Origin of the sequence: Dactylosporangium sp. NPDC050688 (assembly GCF_040654515.1) — a bacterium.
Lineage (GTDB): Bacteria > Actinomycetota > Actinomycetes > Mycobacteriales > Micromonosporaceae > Dactylosporangium.
Window position 1 is genome coordinate 13,030 of the sequence record NZ_JBFAIC010000103.1, and the last position, 14,818, is coordinate 27,847.

The following is a 14,818-nucleotide window of genomic DNA, read 5'->3' on the forward strand; positions in this document are numbered from 1 at the left end:
CAGCATTAGCCAAAGCCACCCGCACCGTCGCGCCGATGCGGCCGGAGATCAGCAGGTGTGTCCCCAACCTGGAATCGTGATCTTGGCGTCCGCTCATGCCGAAGACAGTGCACCTGATCTTACGTTCGGGGGTGGCCGAGTAGCGGGTTCCTTGGTGAGACAGGTCGTCACCGAACAGCTCGTCGAGGGTCGCCGGCCGGCCGGTCATGTCATCGCCTCCGGTTGCTGGAACGTCTCGGTAGGACGGCCTATCAGTCGAGCGGGTCCCAGTGTCCGGCGTACCGCAGCAGCGAGCGCGCCAGGTCCGGATGTGCGGCCGCCCAGGCGGTGTCGAACAGGAACCATTGCTGGTAGCCGAACGGCTCGTTGCAGTGCATCGCCAGCTGGGCGAGGTGCTCGGCGACCTGGAGCAGGGACGCGTCGGGGTTTCGCTCATGGGTGCACTCGCCAACCTCGATCAGTTCGACAGCCTCACGGTGCACGGCGGCGTGCGCGTCTGGCATGCCCCGCGGCCACGGGGTGTCGTTGAGGTTGAAGCCCGGCCAGCGGTTGCACCGCTGCAGCGCCGGCTCGACGGTGGTTTCGTCCGGCGCGACGAGCGCCCGCAGCACGAGCAGTTCCTCCGGCCAGTCGTCGCCGGGGTCGGCGGTGCGCAGGTGACCGGCCACGCCCGGCAGGTCGACGCCGGGGAACGCGAGCGGCGCCATGCGGGCCAGGGTCCTGCCGTCGTAGTGAGTGAGGAACACCGCGTACGTCGTGGCGTCGCTGCGACCGGCCGGTGTCGCGACGGTCACCGCGCAGCCCGGGTCGAACGCCGCCGGCGCGCCCGCGTCGCCGGGCAGCGGCCAGGAGCGCAGCAGGTAGGTGAGCCGGTCGCCGCGGGCTGCCACCACCTCGTCGTCGAGGAAGAAGTAGGCCAGCTCGACCTCGTCGTCGTCGTCACGCACGCGCAGACTGTGCTCGTCGAGCCGGACGTCGTCGGTGCCGCCTTCGACGTACCGCTGAGCGCGCAGCAGCGTGCCCAGCTCGCCGACCGTCTGCGGCGGAGACTGTCCGTTCGCGCGCGCAGCCTCGAAGATCGAGCCGAGGCCGTACACGTGGCCGCCGAGTTCCGCGTCGATCCAGTCCCACGGGTCGTCGCAGTCCCAGCCCCGCCGGAACCAGTCCAACACGCTGGCGTCGGGGATCTGCCGGACCCGCAGGCTCAGCGGACCCTCGTAATGCGTCCGGTAGACGAAGAGCACGCCCGCGACAGTACGTCACGGCCTGGTAGAAGGTGACGGGGGAAATCCAGTACGTTGCGCCGCCGATCGAGCGTCACGGCCGTCAAGCCGCTTGATCGGGTGCACGGACATGCCGCGATCCGTGGCCTTGCGCGGACTTGCGCCAGAACACCTTATTCACGGAGCGTAGTCGACAACGAGCACTCGGACCTCGGCGCGGCCCGGGGCTGGTGGGTGCGCGGGCGTCGATGGGGACTCGGGCGCGTTGGGCTCACCGCTAGCCATTCCTCCGCGTAGGTGGGTCCCGAAGTTACGAACAAGAGAACTGGACGTCGGCCGGTGGGACCCGAGCTAGCCGACAAACGGGTCCTGAAGTCACGGACGAAGCCAACCGACCGCCGTATGGCGGGCAGACGTGGCCAGAGATGCTGCCGACCTTGCCGCGGGTGTCATCGGGCCGGACGAAGCGGTGTCAGCAAGGTTGTGGCCCGACGAGATGATCCGAGCGACCGATGCCGTCCTTGATGGGTTCGAAGCGGATGTCGCGGGCCTTGTCGACCCCAGGTGGGAGGCAGCTGTCGACGGCGCCCTGAGACTGGATCTAATCCGCCGTTGACAGCAGCACCCGATGCGGAAGTTCTCGAGGTGGTCGAGCGCACCGTTCGAGCTCTGAACGTGGTCAACGACCAGTTCCACGGGGCCGCCTACGAGACGGACGAACGAGAGTTGCTCTGCGAGTACATCGATCGTGTACTGGGGGCGGCTGGCATCGAGGCCAACGAACTGGCCCGCCGCAACGGCCTCCTCAGCGGCGACATTACCGGTCCATGGCGCGACTGGTAGTCAGGCTCGGTCCTCATGAACGAAGCGCTAGATCAGTTTCTGATGAGTGCACGCTCATGCCGCTGGTTGCGCGCTTCGGCAGAAGACGGCCGTCTGCGGCGGGATGCAACGGGAGCGCAGATCCCGGCGCTCAGCGTGCGAAGCGCCTGAAGACGACTTGCCGGGTGGCGCGATCGGCGGCAGCCGTGTAGCCGGCGGCCATCCAACCGAGGCGGCTCTGGCTGTGCGTACTGCCCGGATCGTCTTCGTTGTTCCACCACGCGCCGTGCCGGTAGGCGCTCGAGGGCAATCCACCGGGCAGCAGGTCGGCGATCTCATCGAAGGACATGTGCACCTCCGGCCTGCCGGAGGCACGAAGCCGGTCTCGAAGCGGGGCATATTTGCTCACGATGCCAATCTGCTGGAGACCAGCAGCCCGCACAATGCGCCGTTCGTCTGTCTCCCGACCTCTCCGCCGGAGGTGCCCGCGGCTCACGCGTCGACGTGCAACGCATTGTCCAAGCGTGGTACAAGATCATGATGCGGACGCTGCGCTGCCGACGACGAGCCGAACTCCCACCACTGAACGACGGCGAGGACCTCGCTGCTCTCAATGCCACCGTCAACGGCGAACTCGTCGCGGCTTCCACACCCTCCAACCAGCCCAACCAGCTGCGTGGACGGCAAGCTCGAATCCACCTGTACGAGCAGACGCACGGCTGGCACCAGGTTGCCCTGGTCGGCCTGACAATCGACCCCAGCCGCGTGGATCTTCTGCCGGGTACGGGATATCTGCTGGCCCAGTCTCGCTGCATCCCACGGCCGTATGAGCCGACCAATGACAATGCACAGGTGTTCGACGGCTCAGGCAGGCCCATACGGTCGTTCAAACTCGGCGACGGCATCGCGCACCTCGCTGTCGACGAGCCCGGCACCATCTGGGTCGGCTACTTCGACGAAGGCATCTACAGCGGTGACCCACTCAGCGCGGCGGGGATTGCCCGTTTCGACGACTACGGCCGGCGCCTCTGGTCGTACCAGCCACCACCCGGACTCGACCACGTCGCCGACTGCTACGCCCTCAACGCAGGCGCCCGAACAACCTGGGCGTATTACTACACCGGATTCCCGCTCGTTCGGATCACCGACACACAAGTCCGGCCGTTCCAGCCCGGGCCGGTCCGCGGCGCGCGCGGCATACTCATTCACGGCGACGAGGTCGCCTTCGTCGGCGGGTACGGCAAACCATCCCAGCTCACGCAATGCCGCCTCCTCGACGACACCATCGTTACGCACGGCCCGGTCCGTCTGACCGATCACAACGGCCGCCCCCTGAACGACTTCCGTATCGTCAGTACGCGGGGAAGCCGGCTCTTCATACGAACCGATCACCACATCCTCGAGGCGGACCTCGCCGACTACAGCCAGACAGGCTTCACAGACCCCCAGCAGCAGCGCTCCGTCGACTCGGAACCCCCGCGTCGGTGATGGCACGTCAGCCGTCCGGATCTGCCGAAATCCGAGCGCCGGTGGGGGTCAATTCCGACGCATCGGCCGACCCGAGTGGCTGTGGCGCCCAGGCGGATGGCACGGCAGGATGCTCGAGTGGCTGTGAACTTTGTGTTGACCTGGGCGCGTAATGTGCCGGCAGGTGACCCGCTCGGGCGGACGTGGGTGGGGTGGGACGCGACCGCGACCGATGATGAGATATGGGAGATCAATCGCGGTGTGCGGAAGCTCGGGGACAAGGTTGATCGCGAACGGTTCGCCACGTTGTCGTTCGACGGCCGGGTGCAGGTCGTCGCGGAGATCGACGGTCGCACCCGTCACGATGTTGACGGTGTGACGAAGTGGGCGCTAACCGGACAGGTGCTGCGCCCCGGTGATCCGGTCCATGACGCGCTGAAAGGCGCGCCCGCGCCCCGGCACCGCAATCCGGTGGGCTACTTCGACACCGCAACACTCGACTCGATGCCAGCAGCCCAGCGAGCCGTTCTGCAGCCGCGGGAACCAGCCACGCTGGTCGTGACGTGGAACCCGAAACGGTGGAACCCCGACAACTGGGCCGAGGAGATCTACCCCAGCAACGTCGAGGCAGTCGAGGACGGCCGGCTGCTGCGGGACAGGTGGTCCACCGGTAACCGGAAGACCGGCATTGAGCCGGGCGACCGCGTCTTCTTCCTCCGCCAGGGTGTGGAGCCACGCGGCATCGTCGGTAGCGGCACCGCTGCCAGCCGGATCTTCCCGGACGAACAGTGGGACGACGAACGCGCCGGCGAGGACGCCAACTACGTCCTGATCGACTGGGACACGCTCCTGCTGCCAGACGAAGGGTTACCGCACCCGCACCTGATCCAAGCAATCCCGGAAGGCGGCGGGTGGGCACCACAGGCCAGCGGTTGGATATTGCCGCCGGCCGCTGCCACGAAACTCGAAACGCTGTGGGCCCAGCACCTCGGCCAGCCGGAACCGCTCCCCCAACGCGGCGCATCACGGCAGCGCTGGCAGATGGACCCCGCCCGCCGCCGCAAGGTCGAGGACGCCGCCCAGGACCGACTGATGGCGCACTACCGCGACCTCGGCTGGGACGTCAACGACGTCCGGCACGGCAACCCCTACGACGCCACAGCCACCAAAGACGGCCGCACCCTCTGGCTCGAAGCGAAAGGCACCGAAACCAGCGGCACAGCCGTCATCGTCACCCGCGGCGAAGTGCAATGGGCCCGAGAACACCCCGGCGACTGCATCCTCGGCATCCTGTCCGACGTCACCTTCCTGCCAGACGGCGAAGTCGACCCAGCCGCCGGAACGTTCCGGGTGTTCGAATGGGGCCCAGACAACGGCACCCTCACAGCACGCGACTTCGACTACACACCTGCCGACGTCCACCGCCAGGACTGACCCAGCCCTCGCAGGCTGGCTCACCACGACCTCCTGCTCGTTCAAGGGAGATCACCGTACGGGCGTACGTGCCACAGATGTCCTGATCATCCACAGTGGACCCAGCCCTGCCCGCTGCGATAGAGGGGCCGCTTCACAGATGGACACCGATCAACCCGAGTTCGACAGTTCGGGTCAGTGTCTAGTACACGGATTCTTGGGTTGAGCTGCGGGTATGCGTGATCGCACGCCGACGGGGCGTGTCACTAGTGGCGGCTGCTCTCGCAGGTCAGGCGTGTGTGTTCAGGTCGATGATCTTCTTGGGGATGATCTGTTTGAGGTCGCGCCAGCCGCGTTCCACTTCGAGCAGCTGTTTGTAGCCGACGGCGATGTCCTCGGCGGACATGTGCGCATCGGAGCAGCGCAGCAGGTACTTGCCGTCGAGGCGGGCTTCGGCCTTGACCGCGGCTTGGTCGACGCGCAGCAGCCCGGCGGGTGCGGTGCGCAGGTAGCGGCGCAGCCCGGGCTTGGTGGAGATCACGCCGGCGAGTTGGTTGCGCTTGTCGCGGCTGAGGCAGTCCGATCCGGTGATCGCCTCCTCCAGCCGGGAGATCATCTTGGCGCGGATGTGGGCGTCACGTTCCGCCTGGGCCGGGTTGAAACACACGATCCACCGGTCACCGTCACCGAGGTTGACCTCCTTGACCTGCAGGTTGTCGCGCACGGTGGCGTAGCGGCCCGGCCGTGCCAGAGCCTGGGCGGCCTGCGCTGACCCGGACCGCAGCCGTTCACCGATGATGTAGTTCCCGCCGCCGCGCATCAGGTGCCGGCGGTTGGCCGCGGAGGCGAACCCGCGGTCGGCGACCCATACCACCTTCGACACCGTCCAGGCGCGCATGTCGTCGCGGGCCTGGCGGATCAGCTCGCTGTCACCGGTCCCGCCGGGCCAGGACCAGACCCGCACCGGGATCCCGTCGCGGGTCACGACCATCCCCACGATGACCTGGGGCAGGTCGTCGCGGTGGTCCTTGCTGTTGCCGTAGGCGCGGAACCCCTTGCGGGAGGCGGCATCCGGGTCGTCGGGATCGGCCAGAGCGCGTCCGTGCTCGTCGCGGGCCACCGGCTCGTCGGCGTCGTCGATCTCGGCATAGGTGCTGGTCGTGTCGAAGAACAGCAGGTCCACCTCAAGATTGAGCAGGTCGGTGACCCGGTAGTAGACCTGCTTGGCGAGGGCGGGTTCGATCTGCAGCAGCCAGTCCATCGCCCGGTAGCAGGCCTGCTCGTCCACCGTGTCCAGGCCGGCGACGTGGACATCGTTGCTGACCCAGTCCGCGGCGGCCAGCTTGCTTGAGGCGTCCAGAGCCCGGTTGGCGACCAGCGCGAACAGCACCCGCTCCACCCGCGGGTCCAGCCGCCGCCCCGCCAACTGGGCGCGCATCACCGCGTCCAGGCCTAACGCGCGCCACAGCCCATCGAGCACGTCGGTGCCGCCGAACGGCCGCGACCCGACGAACACCAGCTCCGCCGGGCCGGTCGCCGCCGCGGCCCGGTCGGGTTCCAGCAGCCGCGACAGCGACGCGACCAGCCGTTCGATCGCGGTCCGGTCGAGGTCGTCCTCGCGGCCGAACGAGTGCAGCACCTTCGTACGCGACATCCTCGCCACCGGATCCCACTCGTTGTGGGCCAGTTGCAGGTAGCGCACCGGTTGCCCGGACGTGGTCTTGCGGCTCGTCACGCGCACATACACGGCCGCCACCCTAGCCACCCGTGTCTATGGACAGCCAACTTTCAAGTACATGGAGCAGCTACGATCCTGCTCGGCGTGTCACTAGGCGATTTCGTCTCCGTCACCAGATCACCCGGTCCTGACCAGCGCCTTCACATACTCCCGTGTCGTTGAAGATCGCTCAACTGTCGAACTCGGGTGGCGCAATCTCCGTGAATGATCACTGCAACCATGCCAGCGGCTTCGAGGCCGGCGCTGTTCGTGCAGTCCGACGCTCAGCCCGGAAGAGGTAGCCGTTGGCGGTCTACGGTCTGGCTTCACGAAATGGATGCTGTTGGTGATCTTGGTTGCTTGGCCGGTTCGGGGCGCGTCGCTGCCGAAGCTGACGGCCCGGTCCGGGGCCGCGGCGGGCGGCCGGACCCAGTCGGCCACGCGGCACGCTCGACGACGAACGCCTCTGCTGGTGGTATCGCGTTCCGTGACGATCGACTGTCGTATGTGGAGGTTGCGGAGAGCTACTAGGGTGCCGAACACCCCACCCTCAACGGAAACGGTTGGCAGCGCGTGCCCACGACAGATGAGCTCATCAAAGACGCCCGCACGAACGGCGGCACCCACCTCGACCTGTCCGGTCGCCGCCTCACGAAGCTTCGTCCGACCATTCGAGACCTCACCACGGTCACCACACTCGACCTGAGCGACAACCGGCTGACCGCGCTGCCGGCCTGGATCGGTGAGCTGACCGCGCTGACCGACATACGCCTCGACAACAACCAGCTCACCGCGCTGCCGGACGAGATCGGCGAGCTGGTCGCGCTCCAGCACATCACGGCCAGTGGCAACCAACTGGTGACGCTGCCCGACCGGATGCGCGACCTCGCCGCACTGACCACGCTGCGGCTCGACCGCAATGCGTTCACGACGCTGCCCGACTGGTGCGCGGACCTGCGCTCCTTGCACACCCTTCGCGTCACCGGCAACAAGTTGACCCGGCTGCCCAACAACATCGGCGAGTTGGCCACCCTCGTCGACCTTCGCGCCGACGACAACGAGATCGACGCGCTGCCGGAAACAATCTGCGACCTCGGCGTTCTCCACTCGCTCCAGCTGCGCGACAACGAGATCGTCGCGCTGCCCGAATCGATCGGAAAGCTGTCCTCCCTGACCGGGCTGGATCTCAACTCGAACCAGCTCACCGCCTTGCCGGCGTCGTTCGCCGACCTCGTCAACCTGACCACGCTGTCGTTGGGATTCAACCGGTTCACCGAGTTCCCGGCGCAGCTGCGCGGCTGCACCGCGCTCGAATACCTCTACTTCACCGGCCCGGTGAGCCAGGTGCCCGGCTGGATCGGCGAACTGACCCGGCTGACACGACTCGCCATCCGCAACGGTCGGCTGACCAGCCTGCCTGAGTCGATCGGCGAGCTCACCGCACTGACCTGGACGAACATCGCCGGCCACGAACTCGCGACGGTCCCCGACTCGATCGGCCGGCTCCGCGAGCTGGAGACCTTGGATCTGTCGTACAACAAATTGCGCTCGTTGCCCGACTCGATCGGCAACCTGCACGCGTTGCGCGCGCTCTACCTCGACGAGAATCTGCTCACCACGCTGCCTGAGTCAGTGCAAGCGCTCGACCAGCTCCAATACCTACGCGCCAGGTTCAACTCGTTCACCGCGAAGCCGCGCGTTCCGGTGACTACCAAGGTCGAGGCCAAGCCCAACCGCTCCTGACGCCCGCGTCGGCGCTTCATGCATCGATGTCAGCCCCAGACGAGACGCGGTTTCAGGCGACCTCGGGACAGCTTCGCCTCCCGCCACCGCAGCTGGCCGGACTCGTCATACCAGTACTGCTGGACCCAGACCTGACGCAACACCTCGACAGCGGCCACCCCCCGGCCCGCCTGCGGGAGCCGTCGGGCCGTAGACGACCTACAGCAAGGCAATACCGTCAGCGCCAACCTGTTCCACGTACTGCCGCAACGCCATCGCACCGGACGGCTGCCGCTCGTGCCGCGCCGACCGGCCGTAGCGCTCGGCCCACTCCGCCGGCAGGACAACGGCCAGCTACACCTCGTCCAGCTTCGCCAGCGCCTCCGGCGCGGCGCGCATCGTCTCCGCGACCAACTCCACCCGGCTGAGCCGGCGAACCGCCGCAAGCACATGCGTGGAGTCCGTGCGCTGCCGCCTCCGCGCCCGCACCAAACCCGCCTCCGCGAGCCGATCAACCATCACCGCCAGCAGCCGATCAGCCCGGTCGCCCTCGGCAAGCCGGTCCCGGAACTCGCTGAGCACCGAATGATCGAACCCGGGCTCGGTCAACTCCATCCCCAACGCGTACTTCCAGTCGATACGACACGCCACCGCCCGCGCTGCCTGCCGATCAGTCAGGTTCTCCGCATACTGCGACACCGACACCGACACCAACCGGGCCGGCGACACCCCACGACGGCCGTCCACAGGAAACCAGCCGCCGAAGTCGTCGTCGACGAACAAGTCCTGCAACCGATCCCGCATCAACATCGCAGGCGTGCCCTTCGGGCTCGCCGCCCACGCCACCCGAGCCGTCTCCAATGGAACAGCCGAACCCGAACCCCGACCCATCGACATCCCGCTATCCAGCATCGAAGCGTCTTCGAGCCCGGCAGCGACGCGCCAGAAAACCGATCAACCGACCAAGATCACCAACAGCATCCGAAATGTGCGCCAGATCCCTGTTCGGGCGCCAGTTGTTCGGGAGTTCGGGACTCTGGCGCGAACTGCGTGATTGATCTTGTTGGCTTTCGGGTGGGTGGGGTTCGCCGACTCGCCGACTTCAATCTATTCCGTGAAGGGCTAGACCTCGTCGACGAAGGTCTGGCCCGCGGCCGATGTACATCGACCCCGCCCTGGTGCGGGAGCTGGCCGAGCGCACCGGCCTGGGCGTGTCCGCGGTCGCGATAGCGTATTGCGGCTACCTGTCGGACGATTCGGGCGAGAGCGGGAGCGAGCTGCTGGACCTGCTCATTGACCCGGCGACCGGGGGCGCAGGCCCCGCGGGCCTATGGGGGCGGAGCGGTGGCTGCGCCCGCTGCTCATGGGCGACGACCCCGCCGACCTGTGGACGGCGGGGATCGACGTGGAGCGGGTCACGCAGGCATGGCTGAATCGGGAGACGCGGCCGTGACCGCCAGGACGTCCCAGTTCGCCGCGGCGATGCCGACGATGGCGCGGCCGGGCACGGTGACCACGGTCGGGCTCACAATGCCGCTGCCCGCGCCGGTGCCGGCCATGCCGAACTGGTTGCTGCCCCAGACCAGCAGCGAGCCGTCGGCCCGCACCGCGTAGACGATCGGCGAGTTGTCGTTCTCGACGTCGACGATCGCCGGCTCGCCGGCCGGGCGGGGCAGCTCGGTCGGCACGGCGATGCCGCCCGCGACGCCGAGCGGGGTGAGCTGCTGGTGCGTGTTCTCGCCCCACAGGTACACCCGGCCGTCCGCGGTCAGCGCGGTCATCGCCGCCGAGCCGGCCGAGATGTCCACCGCGCGGCGGTCCGGGCCGAACCCGGTGACCGGGCCGGGCACGAACGCCGAGACCGACGAGTACGGCCGGCCGAGGGCGCGCGCCTCGCCGCCGCAGGACAGCACCGCGCCGTCGGCCCGCCGGAACAGGGCGACCCCGCCGGAGACCGCGATCTGCCGGATGTCGACGAGCCCGGCCACCGGCGTCGCGAACGGCGTCGCGCCCGCGACCGCGCCGTCGCACTTCACCGCTCCCCAGGCGGTGACGGTGCCGTCGGCCATCAGGGCGTACGTCACGTCGGTGCCCGACTCGACGTCCACCGCGCCGGTCAGCGGGGCGCCGGGCGTGGTCAGCACCCGCTCCGGATAGGCCCGGACGGCGGCCGTCGAGCCGTCGCCGAGCTGCCGGTTCCCGTTCGGGCCCCAGGCGACCACGGTGCCGTCGGCCAGCACCGCGGCGACGGCGGTCTCCATGTGTACCGAGACGTCGACGACGTCCGTGAGCGTGCCCACGCCGCCGATGCCAAGCACCGGCGCGGCGGAGCGGGTGCTCGCGGCCGTCGAGCCGTTGCCGAGCACGGAGTTGAGGTTCAACCCCCAGGACAGCAGCCGCCCGTCGGCCGTCCGGGCGTAGCCGGCCCGGCCCCCGCTCTGCAGCTGCACGACGCCATCCGGCAATACCGTCCTTTGTGGACTGTTGTACTGCCCGGCCGCGCCGGCCGCGGTCTGGCCGAACTGGTTGGCGCCCCAGCCGTACGCGGCACCCGGCTGCGAGTCCTCGGCCGCGTGACCAGGCGTCGCGCCCAAGGCGACCGACGCGCCCGCCGCGGCGACGAGCAACAGCTTGTACCTCATCATGGTTTTCCACTCCCTGTCTGCGATCTCGGACAGGAGGATCGTGCGGGGCGCGTCTTGGGGGTGGCTTGGATCTCGACCACGGACCGACTTGGAATCCGGTGTCGCCTCGGCGACACCTGCGTCACAACGGTTCCCGGCGCACCGGCCCGCCTCACAACGGTTCCGGTGCGCCCGCCCGGACGAGCTCGCCGGTCGGGGCGGCGCACATGGCGAGCATGCGGGAGGTGGAGGCGACCCGGCCCATCAGCCGCGCAGGGACGATCGCCTGCCGCAGGGAGGGCCCGAGGGCGCTGTTGCGTCATTCGATCGGGTGGCGCAGCGATCCCGATTTCCTGGCTGGCCTCAGATGGCAGTGGCGAGCTCGGTGAACGCTGCGGCAACGCGAAGCCCGCGTGCGGCGTCGATGCCGAGTTCGTAGTGTCCGCGGCGGAGGTTCTGCATGAACGCGTGTCCGGTGATGATCGTCTGGGCGGTCCGGTCGGTGCGTAAGCCGCGCATCGGTCTGAGCCGGTGCTTGAGCTGACTATGGTCGGCCTCGACCCGGTTGTTGGCATAACGTTCGACGTGGTGCCACGCCGACGGCACCAGCTCGTCCAAGACGGCCGGGTACACCGGCGCCGCGTCGGTGACCACCTCGCTCGGCCTCACCTTCAACATGGCCAACACCCGGCGGAAGAACCGGCGGGCTGCGACGGCGTCGCGGCGGGCGGAGACGAGCACGTCGATAACCTGGCCGTCCTGGTCGACGGCCCGGTACACGTATCGCCAGACACCGTTGACTTTGATGTAGGTCTCGTCGACATACCATCTGTCGCCAGGTGAATGCCGGCAGAACCGGGCAGCGTCAGCCAACAGCGGCGTGAACCGTTGCACCCACCGGAAGATCGTGACGTGGTCGACTACGACACCACGCTCGATCAACAGTTCTTCGACGTCGCGGTAGGAGAGGTTGTACCGCAGGTACAGCCGGACAGCGACCATGATGACGTCGGGCGGGAACCGGAACCCGGCGAACGCCGACCGCGGTGGCAGGGCCGGACGCCGACGGTTCGAGAGCTGCTCCGGTCAAGCCTGACTGACCAGGGCAACGCTCAACGCAACAGACCCGCCGTGATCGTCGCTTGGCAGCCGGGTGGCTCGGGGTCGAGCCATCCGGCCGCTCCTCAGCGCTGCTCGAAGTGGGCCTCGTTGTCGGACGGCTTGGCGTCGGGCACCGGGTCGCGTTGTTTGTCGAGGCACATGACGACGGCCCTGGCCGAGTACTGGGTCAGCACCGCTCCGGGGCTTGCCACGCCGAGCACCAATGTCTTGGTCTCGCCGGCCCGCATCGGTCCGAGCAGACAGCCGAGGTTGGGGTTCGACGGGTCGGGACTGCTGCTCACCTCCACGCAGCCCGACCAGCCGTCGCCCTCGTGGCGCACGTTCTTGCCGAGTTCCAGTGACAACCAGACGTACTGCGCGGCGGCCGGTCCCGCATTGCGGATCGTGACAGTGGTGGTGCCGTGGCGCGATCCGTCGTCCGCTAGCGCGGCGTAGGTGATGTCGGTGGCGGTGACCCGCAGGTCGGCCAGGGTCGGGTTCGGTGGGAAGCTTGTCGGGCCGGCCGTCTGCTGGAACCTTGTGCCGGTCCATCCGTACGTCCGCCACTGCCGGACGACCACGGAGGCCACCTGTTCGTCGGTCGGCTCCCGGTCGCCGACGTCGATCCGGATCGAGCCGTCGGGCTGTGCGTCGATCTGGAAGATCCAGCCGAGTGGCGGCCAGCTCGTCAACACCTGGCCCAGGAGGACGATGTTGCCGGACTGGTTCCGCTTGAAGACCGCGACCTGAGTCTGTATCACGGTGTTGAACTTGCAGCCGATCATGGCCACGGCGTCTTCGGCGCCGTCCCGGTCGACGTCCGCGTAGTCGACGCTCTCCAGCCAGTTGCCCTCTTGTGCCGGCTTGGCGTCGGCGAACCACTCGCCGTAGCACGGTACGTCGCCCGACCAGGGCGGCATCGGGAGGCGTGCGGCGAGCAGGTCCCTGCGGGAGATGCGGCCGTTCGGCGCGGTGGCCGTGGCGGACCCCGGCGGGGCGGCGGACGGCGAGGACGACGGAGGGGAGCCCTGTGTCGGCTCAGTCGAGGTGCCCGGCTCGGGCGGTGCGGGTGCCCGGTTGAGCGCGCTGTACCCGACCGCCGGGCCGGCGATGAGCGCGAGTGCGATCGCCGCACCGACGGTGACCGTGATCCTGCGCCGGCGGCGCACCGTGGTGCGTACGGCGTCCGGGCCGACCGGCGTGACGTCCGGCAGCAACTCGTTGCGGTACGCGGCGAACTGGGTGTCCAGGAAGGTGTCCTCACTATTCATGGCCCTTCCCCTCCTTGCCTTCGGTCAGGTGAGCGGCCAGCGCCGTGCGGCCACGGTGCAACCAGGACTTGACGGTTCCCTCTGCCACGCCCTCCTGGCGGGCGATCTCGGAAACGGGCAGGTCGGCGAGGTGGTGCAGGACCACCGCCCGGCGATGGTTGGTCGGCAACAGCGCCAACGCCGTCTCCATCGCGACCCGGTCGGGGCTGGGTCCGGGCACGTGCTCCTCACGCTGGCGACGGACGAACCGTTCGGCGGTTCGCGCACGCCGCCACCGGCTGGTGGCGAGATTCCACGCCACCTTGCGGACCCACGCGACCGGATCGTCGTACTTGACGATCTTCTCCCAGCGGGAGAAGGCACGGCAGAACGCTTCCTGCACCAGGTCCTGGGCGTGTCCGAGATCGCCGATGTAGGCGCACAACTGCACAGTCATCGCCCGGAAATGTGCCTGGTAGAACTCGTCGAAGTCGATGCGTCCGGAGCCTGGCGGCGATGGCCCGTCGAGCCGCGATGGTGTGGACAATTGCATGATCCCCTCCCCTGCGATCCCGATCAATGGTCGAGATGTGTCAGTAACACGTGCAGCTCGCGAGACCGGTTGTGTCGCCAACCCGACCGGCCAGGGCCGTTCGGCCCGCGGCGGCCGGTCCGTAGGCGTCGCGGGCCGTGTCCGTGCAGGGCCGGGCGTGCGGCGCTGATCATCCGGCGGTGCGGCGCGCCGCTGTGAACGGCGAACCGCCGGCGCGGCCCACCTGTTTGGCGGTCGGCGACGACGTGCCCTGGTCGTCGCCGGCGCCGCGCAGGGCAGGACCGGAAGAGTGGTGGTCGTCGGCGCCGTGACCCGGCTCGGTCCGGTACGTCCTGGCCGGTCCGCGCACGGCGGTGACTGCGGTCGCGGTGCGCGGTGATCTCGTGGTGGCGACCAGCGCCCGGACGCGTTGTCGAACGCGCTGATGTAGGCGGTGTCCGGGGGTGCCGGCTGGGCAGGAGATGGTCTGGGAGCGCGCTCCGCACCATAACGCTTCCATAGCCCTGGTCATGGTGCGTGCCCGGAGCGCCTGGCCGCGCCCACCAGAATCGGCTGTGTCGCCTAGCCGATTGGCGCTGGTAAGCGTGTTGCAGTTCGCCGAAGGGTTGTCGGATCGCCTGGAAGTACGCGCTGGGTTTGGAGCTGACCGACGCGAGGTTCGACTGTTCGGTGCTGTCGGAGTTCAGGTCCAGGCTTGCCGAGCGACATGCTGATCTTGTGTTGGACACGTTGCTGCAGCGGCTGAGCATGACGCTGCCACTAGCGGATGAAGACGAGCGGGGGCGGCGGCAGCCGCTACTCGGCGGTGGGATGCGACTGCTCTTCATTGCTCTGATCGGCTGTTTCACCGCTTGGGGCATAGCGCAGGACCTGACCACGCCGATGGTGGCGGGATTCAAGCGCATCTTCGAGATGAGCACCTTCCA

General features: G+C 68.3%; 12 protein-coding genes and 1 pseudogene. 5 read left to right on the forward strand and 8 right to left on the reverse strand.

What is annotated here, in order from left to right; translation table 11 throughout:
• Positions 1-251 precede the first annotated feature (251 nt).
• On the reverse strand, positions 252-1,244 hold the full coding sequence (locus AB0H83_RS48235; RefSeq protein WP_360109493.1) for a hypothetical protein: 993 nt from the start codon (positions 1,242-1,244) through the stop codon (positions 252-254).
• Positions 1,245-1,835: 591 nt separating this feature from the next.
• Between AB0H83_RS48235 and AB0H83_RS48240 the strand changes: the two genes are divergently transcribed.
• The gene (locus tag AB0H83_RS48240; RefSeq protein WP_360109496.1) at positions 1,836-2,066 is read left to right on the forward strand and encodes a hypothetical protein; all 231 of its coding nucleotides are present in this window, start codon (positions 1,836-1,838) and stop codon (positions 2,064-2,066) included.
• A gap of 130 nt (positions 2,067-2,196) precedes the next feature.
• Here AB0H83_RS48240 and AB0H83_RS48245 read toward each other — a convergent pair whose 3' ends face one another.
• The gene (locus AB0H83_RS48245) at positions 2,197-2,454 is read right to left on the reverse strand and encodes a hypothetical protein (protein WP_360109499.1); all 258 of its coding nucleotides are present in this window, start codon (positions 2,452-2,454) and stop codon (positions 2,197-2,199) included.
• 95 nt (positions 2,455-2,549) lie between these two features.
• Between AB0H83_RS48245 and AB0H83_RS48250 the strand changes: the two genes are divergently transcribed.
• Together AB0H83_RS48250 and AB0H83_RS48255 are read left to right on the forward strand one after the other, a co-directional pair.
• Positions 2,550-3,533 (forward strand): hypothetical protein, encoded by a 984-nt coding sequence (locus AB0H83_RS48250; RefSeq protein ID WP_360109502.1) that lies wholly within the window; start codon positions 2,550-2,552, stop codon positions 3,531-3,533.
• Positions 3,534-3,650: 117 nt separating this feature from the next.
• Positions 3,651-4,946: a DUF3883 domain-containing protein gene (locus AB0H83_RS48255; protein WP_360109505.1), complete on the forward strand. Its 1,296-nt coding sequence runs from the start codon at positions 3,651-3,653 to the stop codon at positions 4,944-4,946.
• 268 nt (positions 4,947-5,214) lie between these two features.
• On the opposite strand, the gene AB0H83_RS48260 is transcribed toward AB0H83_RS48255, so the two are convergent.
• Positions 5,215-6,672 carry an IS1634 family transposase gene (locus AB0H83_RS48260; RefSeq protein WP_360109508.1) on the reverse strand — a complete coding sequence of 486 codons (1,458 nt, stop codon included), beginning with the start codon at positions 6,670-6,672 and terminating at the stop codon, positions 5,215-5,217.
• A 543-nt stretch (positions 6,673-7,215) separates the two neighbouring features.
• On the opposite strand from AB0H83_RS48260, the gene AB0H83_RS48265 reads away from it, so the two are divergent.
• Positions 7,216-8,385 carry a leucine-rich repeat domain-containing protein gene (locus tag AB0H83_RS48265; protein WP_360109511.1) on the forward strand — a complete coding sequence of 390 codons (1,170 nt, stop codon included), beginning with the start codon at positions 7,216-7,218 and terminating at the stop codon, positions 8,383-8,385.
• Between the two features lie 333 nt (positions 8,386-8,718).
• On the opposite strand, the gene AB0H83_RS48270 is transcribed toward AB0H83_RS48265, so the two are convergent.
• From AB0H83_RS48270 to AB0H83_RS48290, 5 genes are all read right to left on the reverse strand, one after another.
• Positions 8,719-9,147, reverse strand: a complete 429-nt coding sequence (locus AB0H83_RS48270; protein WP_360109514.1) for a transposase — start codon at positions 9,145-9,147, stop codon at positions 8,719-8,721.
• Between the two features lie 632 nt (positions 9,148-9,779).
• Positions 9,780-11,009, reverse strand: a complete 1,230-nt coding sequence (locus tag AB0H83_RS48275; protein WP_360109517.1) for a hypothetical protein — start codon at positions 11,007-11,009, stop codon at positions 9,780-9,782.
• 342 nt (positions 11,010-11,351) lie between these two features.
• A complete protein-coding gene (locus tag AB0H83_RS48280; RefSeq protein WP_360109526.1) occupies positions 11,352-12,041 on the reverse strand; it encodes an IS6 family transposase in 690 nt (229 codons plus the stop codon).
• 131 nt (positions 12,042-12,172) lie between these two features.
• Positions 12,173-13,360 carry a hypothetical protein gene (locus AB0H83_RS48285; RefSeq protein WP_360109520.1) on the reverse strand — a complete coding sequence of 396 codons (1,188 nt, stop codon included), beginning with the start codon at positions 13,358-13,360 and terminating at the stop codon, positions 12,173-12,175.
• The gene (locus AB0H83_RS48290) at positions 13,353-13,892 is read right to left on the reverse strand and encodes a SigE family RNA polymerase sigma factor (protein ID WP_360109523.1); all 540 of its coding nucleotides are present in this window, start codon (positions 13,890-13,892) and stop codon (positions 13,353-13,355) included. Before AB0H83_RS48290 ends, AB0H83_RS48285 begins: the two co-directional genes overlap by 8 nt.
• A gap of 545 nt (positions 13,893-14,437) precedes the next feature.
• Here AB0H83_RS48290 and AB0H83_RS48295 point away from each other — a divergent pair.
• Positions 14,438-14,594, forward strand: a pseudogene (locus tag AB0H83_RS48295) (transposase); the annotation flags it as partial.
• Positions 14,595-14,818: the final 224 nt, after the last annotated feature.

What these genes read in the sequence shown, in the direction of transcription:
- AB0H83_RS48285 (WP_360109520.1), bottom strand. Translation starts at nt 13,360, where the DNA reads ATGAATAGTGAGGACACCTTCCTGGACACCCAGTTCGCCGCGTACCGC.
- AB0H83_RS48290 (WP_360109523.1), bottom strand. Translation starts at nt 13,892, where the DNA reads ATGCAATTGTCCACACCATCGCGGCTCGACGGGCCATCGCCGCCAGGC.
- AB0H83_RS48275 (WP_360109517.1), bottom strand. Translation starts at nt 11,009, where the DNA reads ATGATGAGGTACAAGCTGTTGCTCGTCGCCGCGGCGGGCGCGTCGGTC.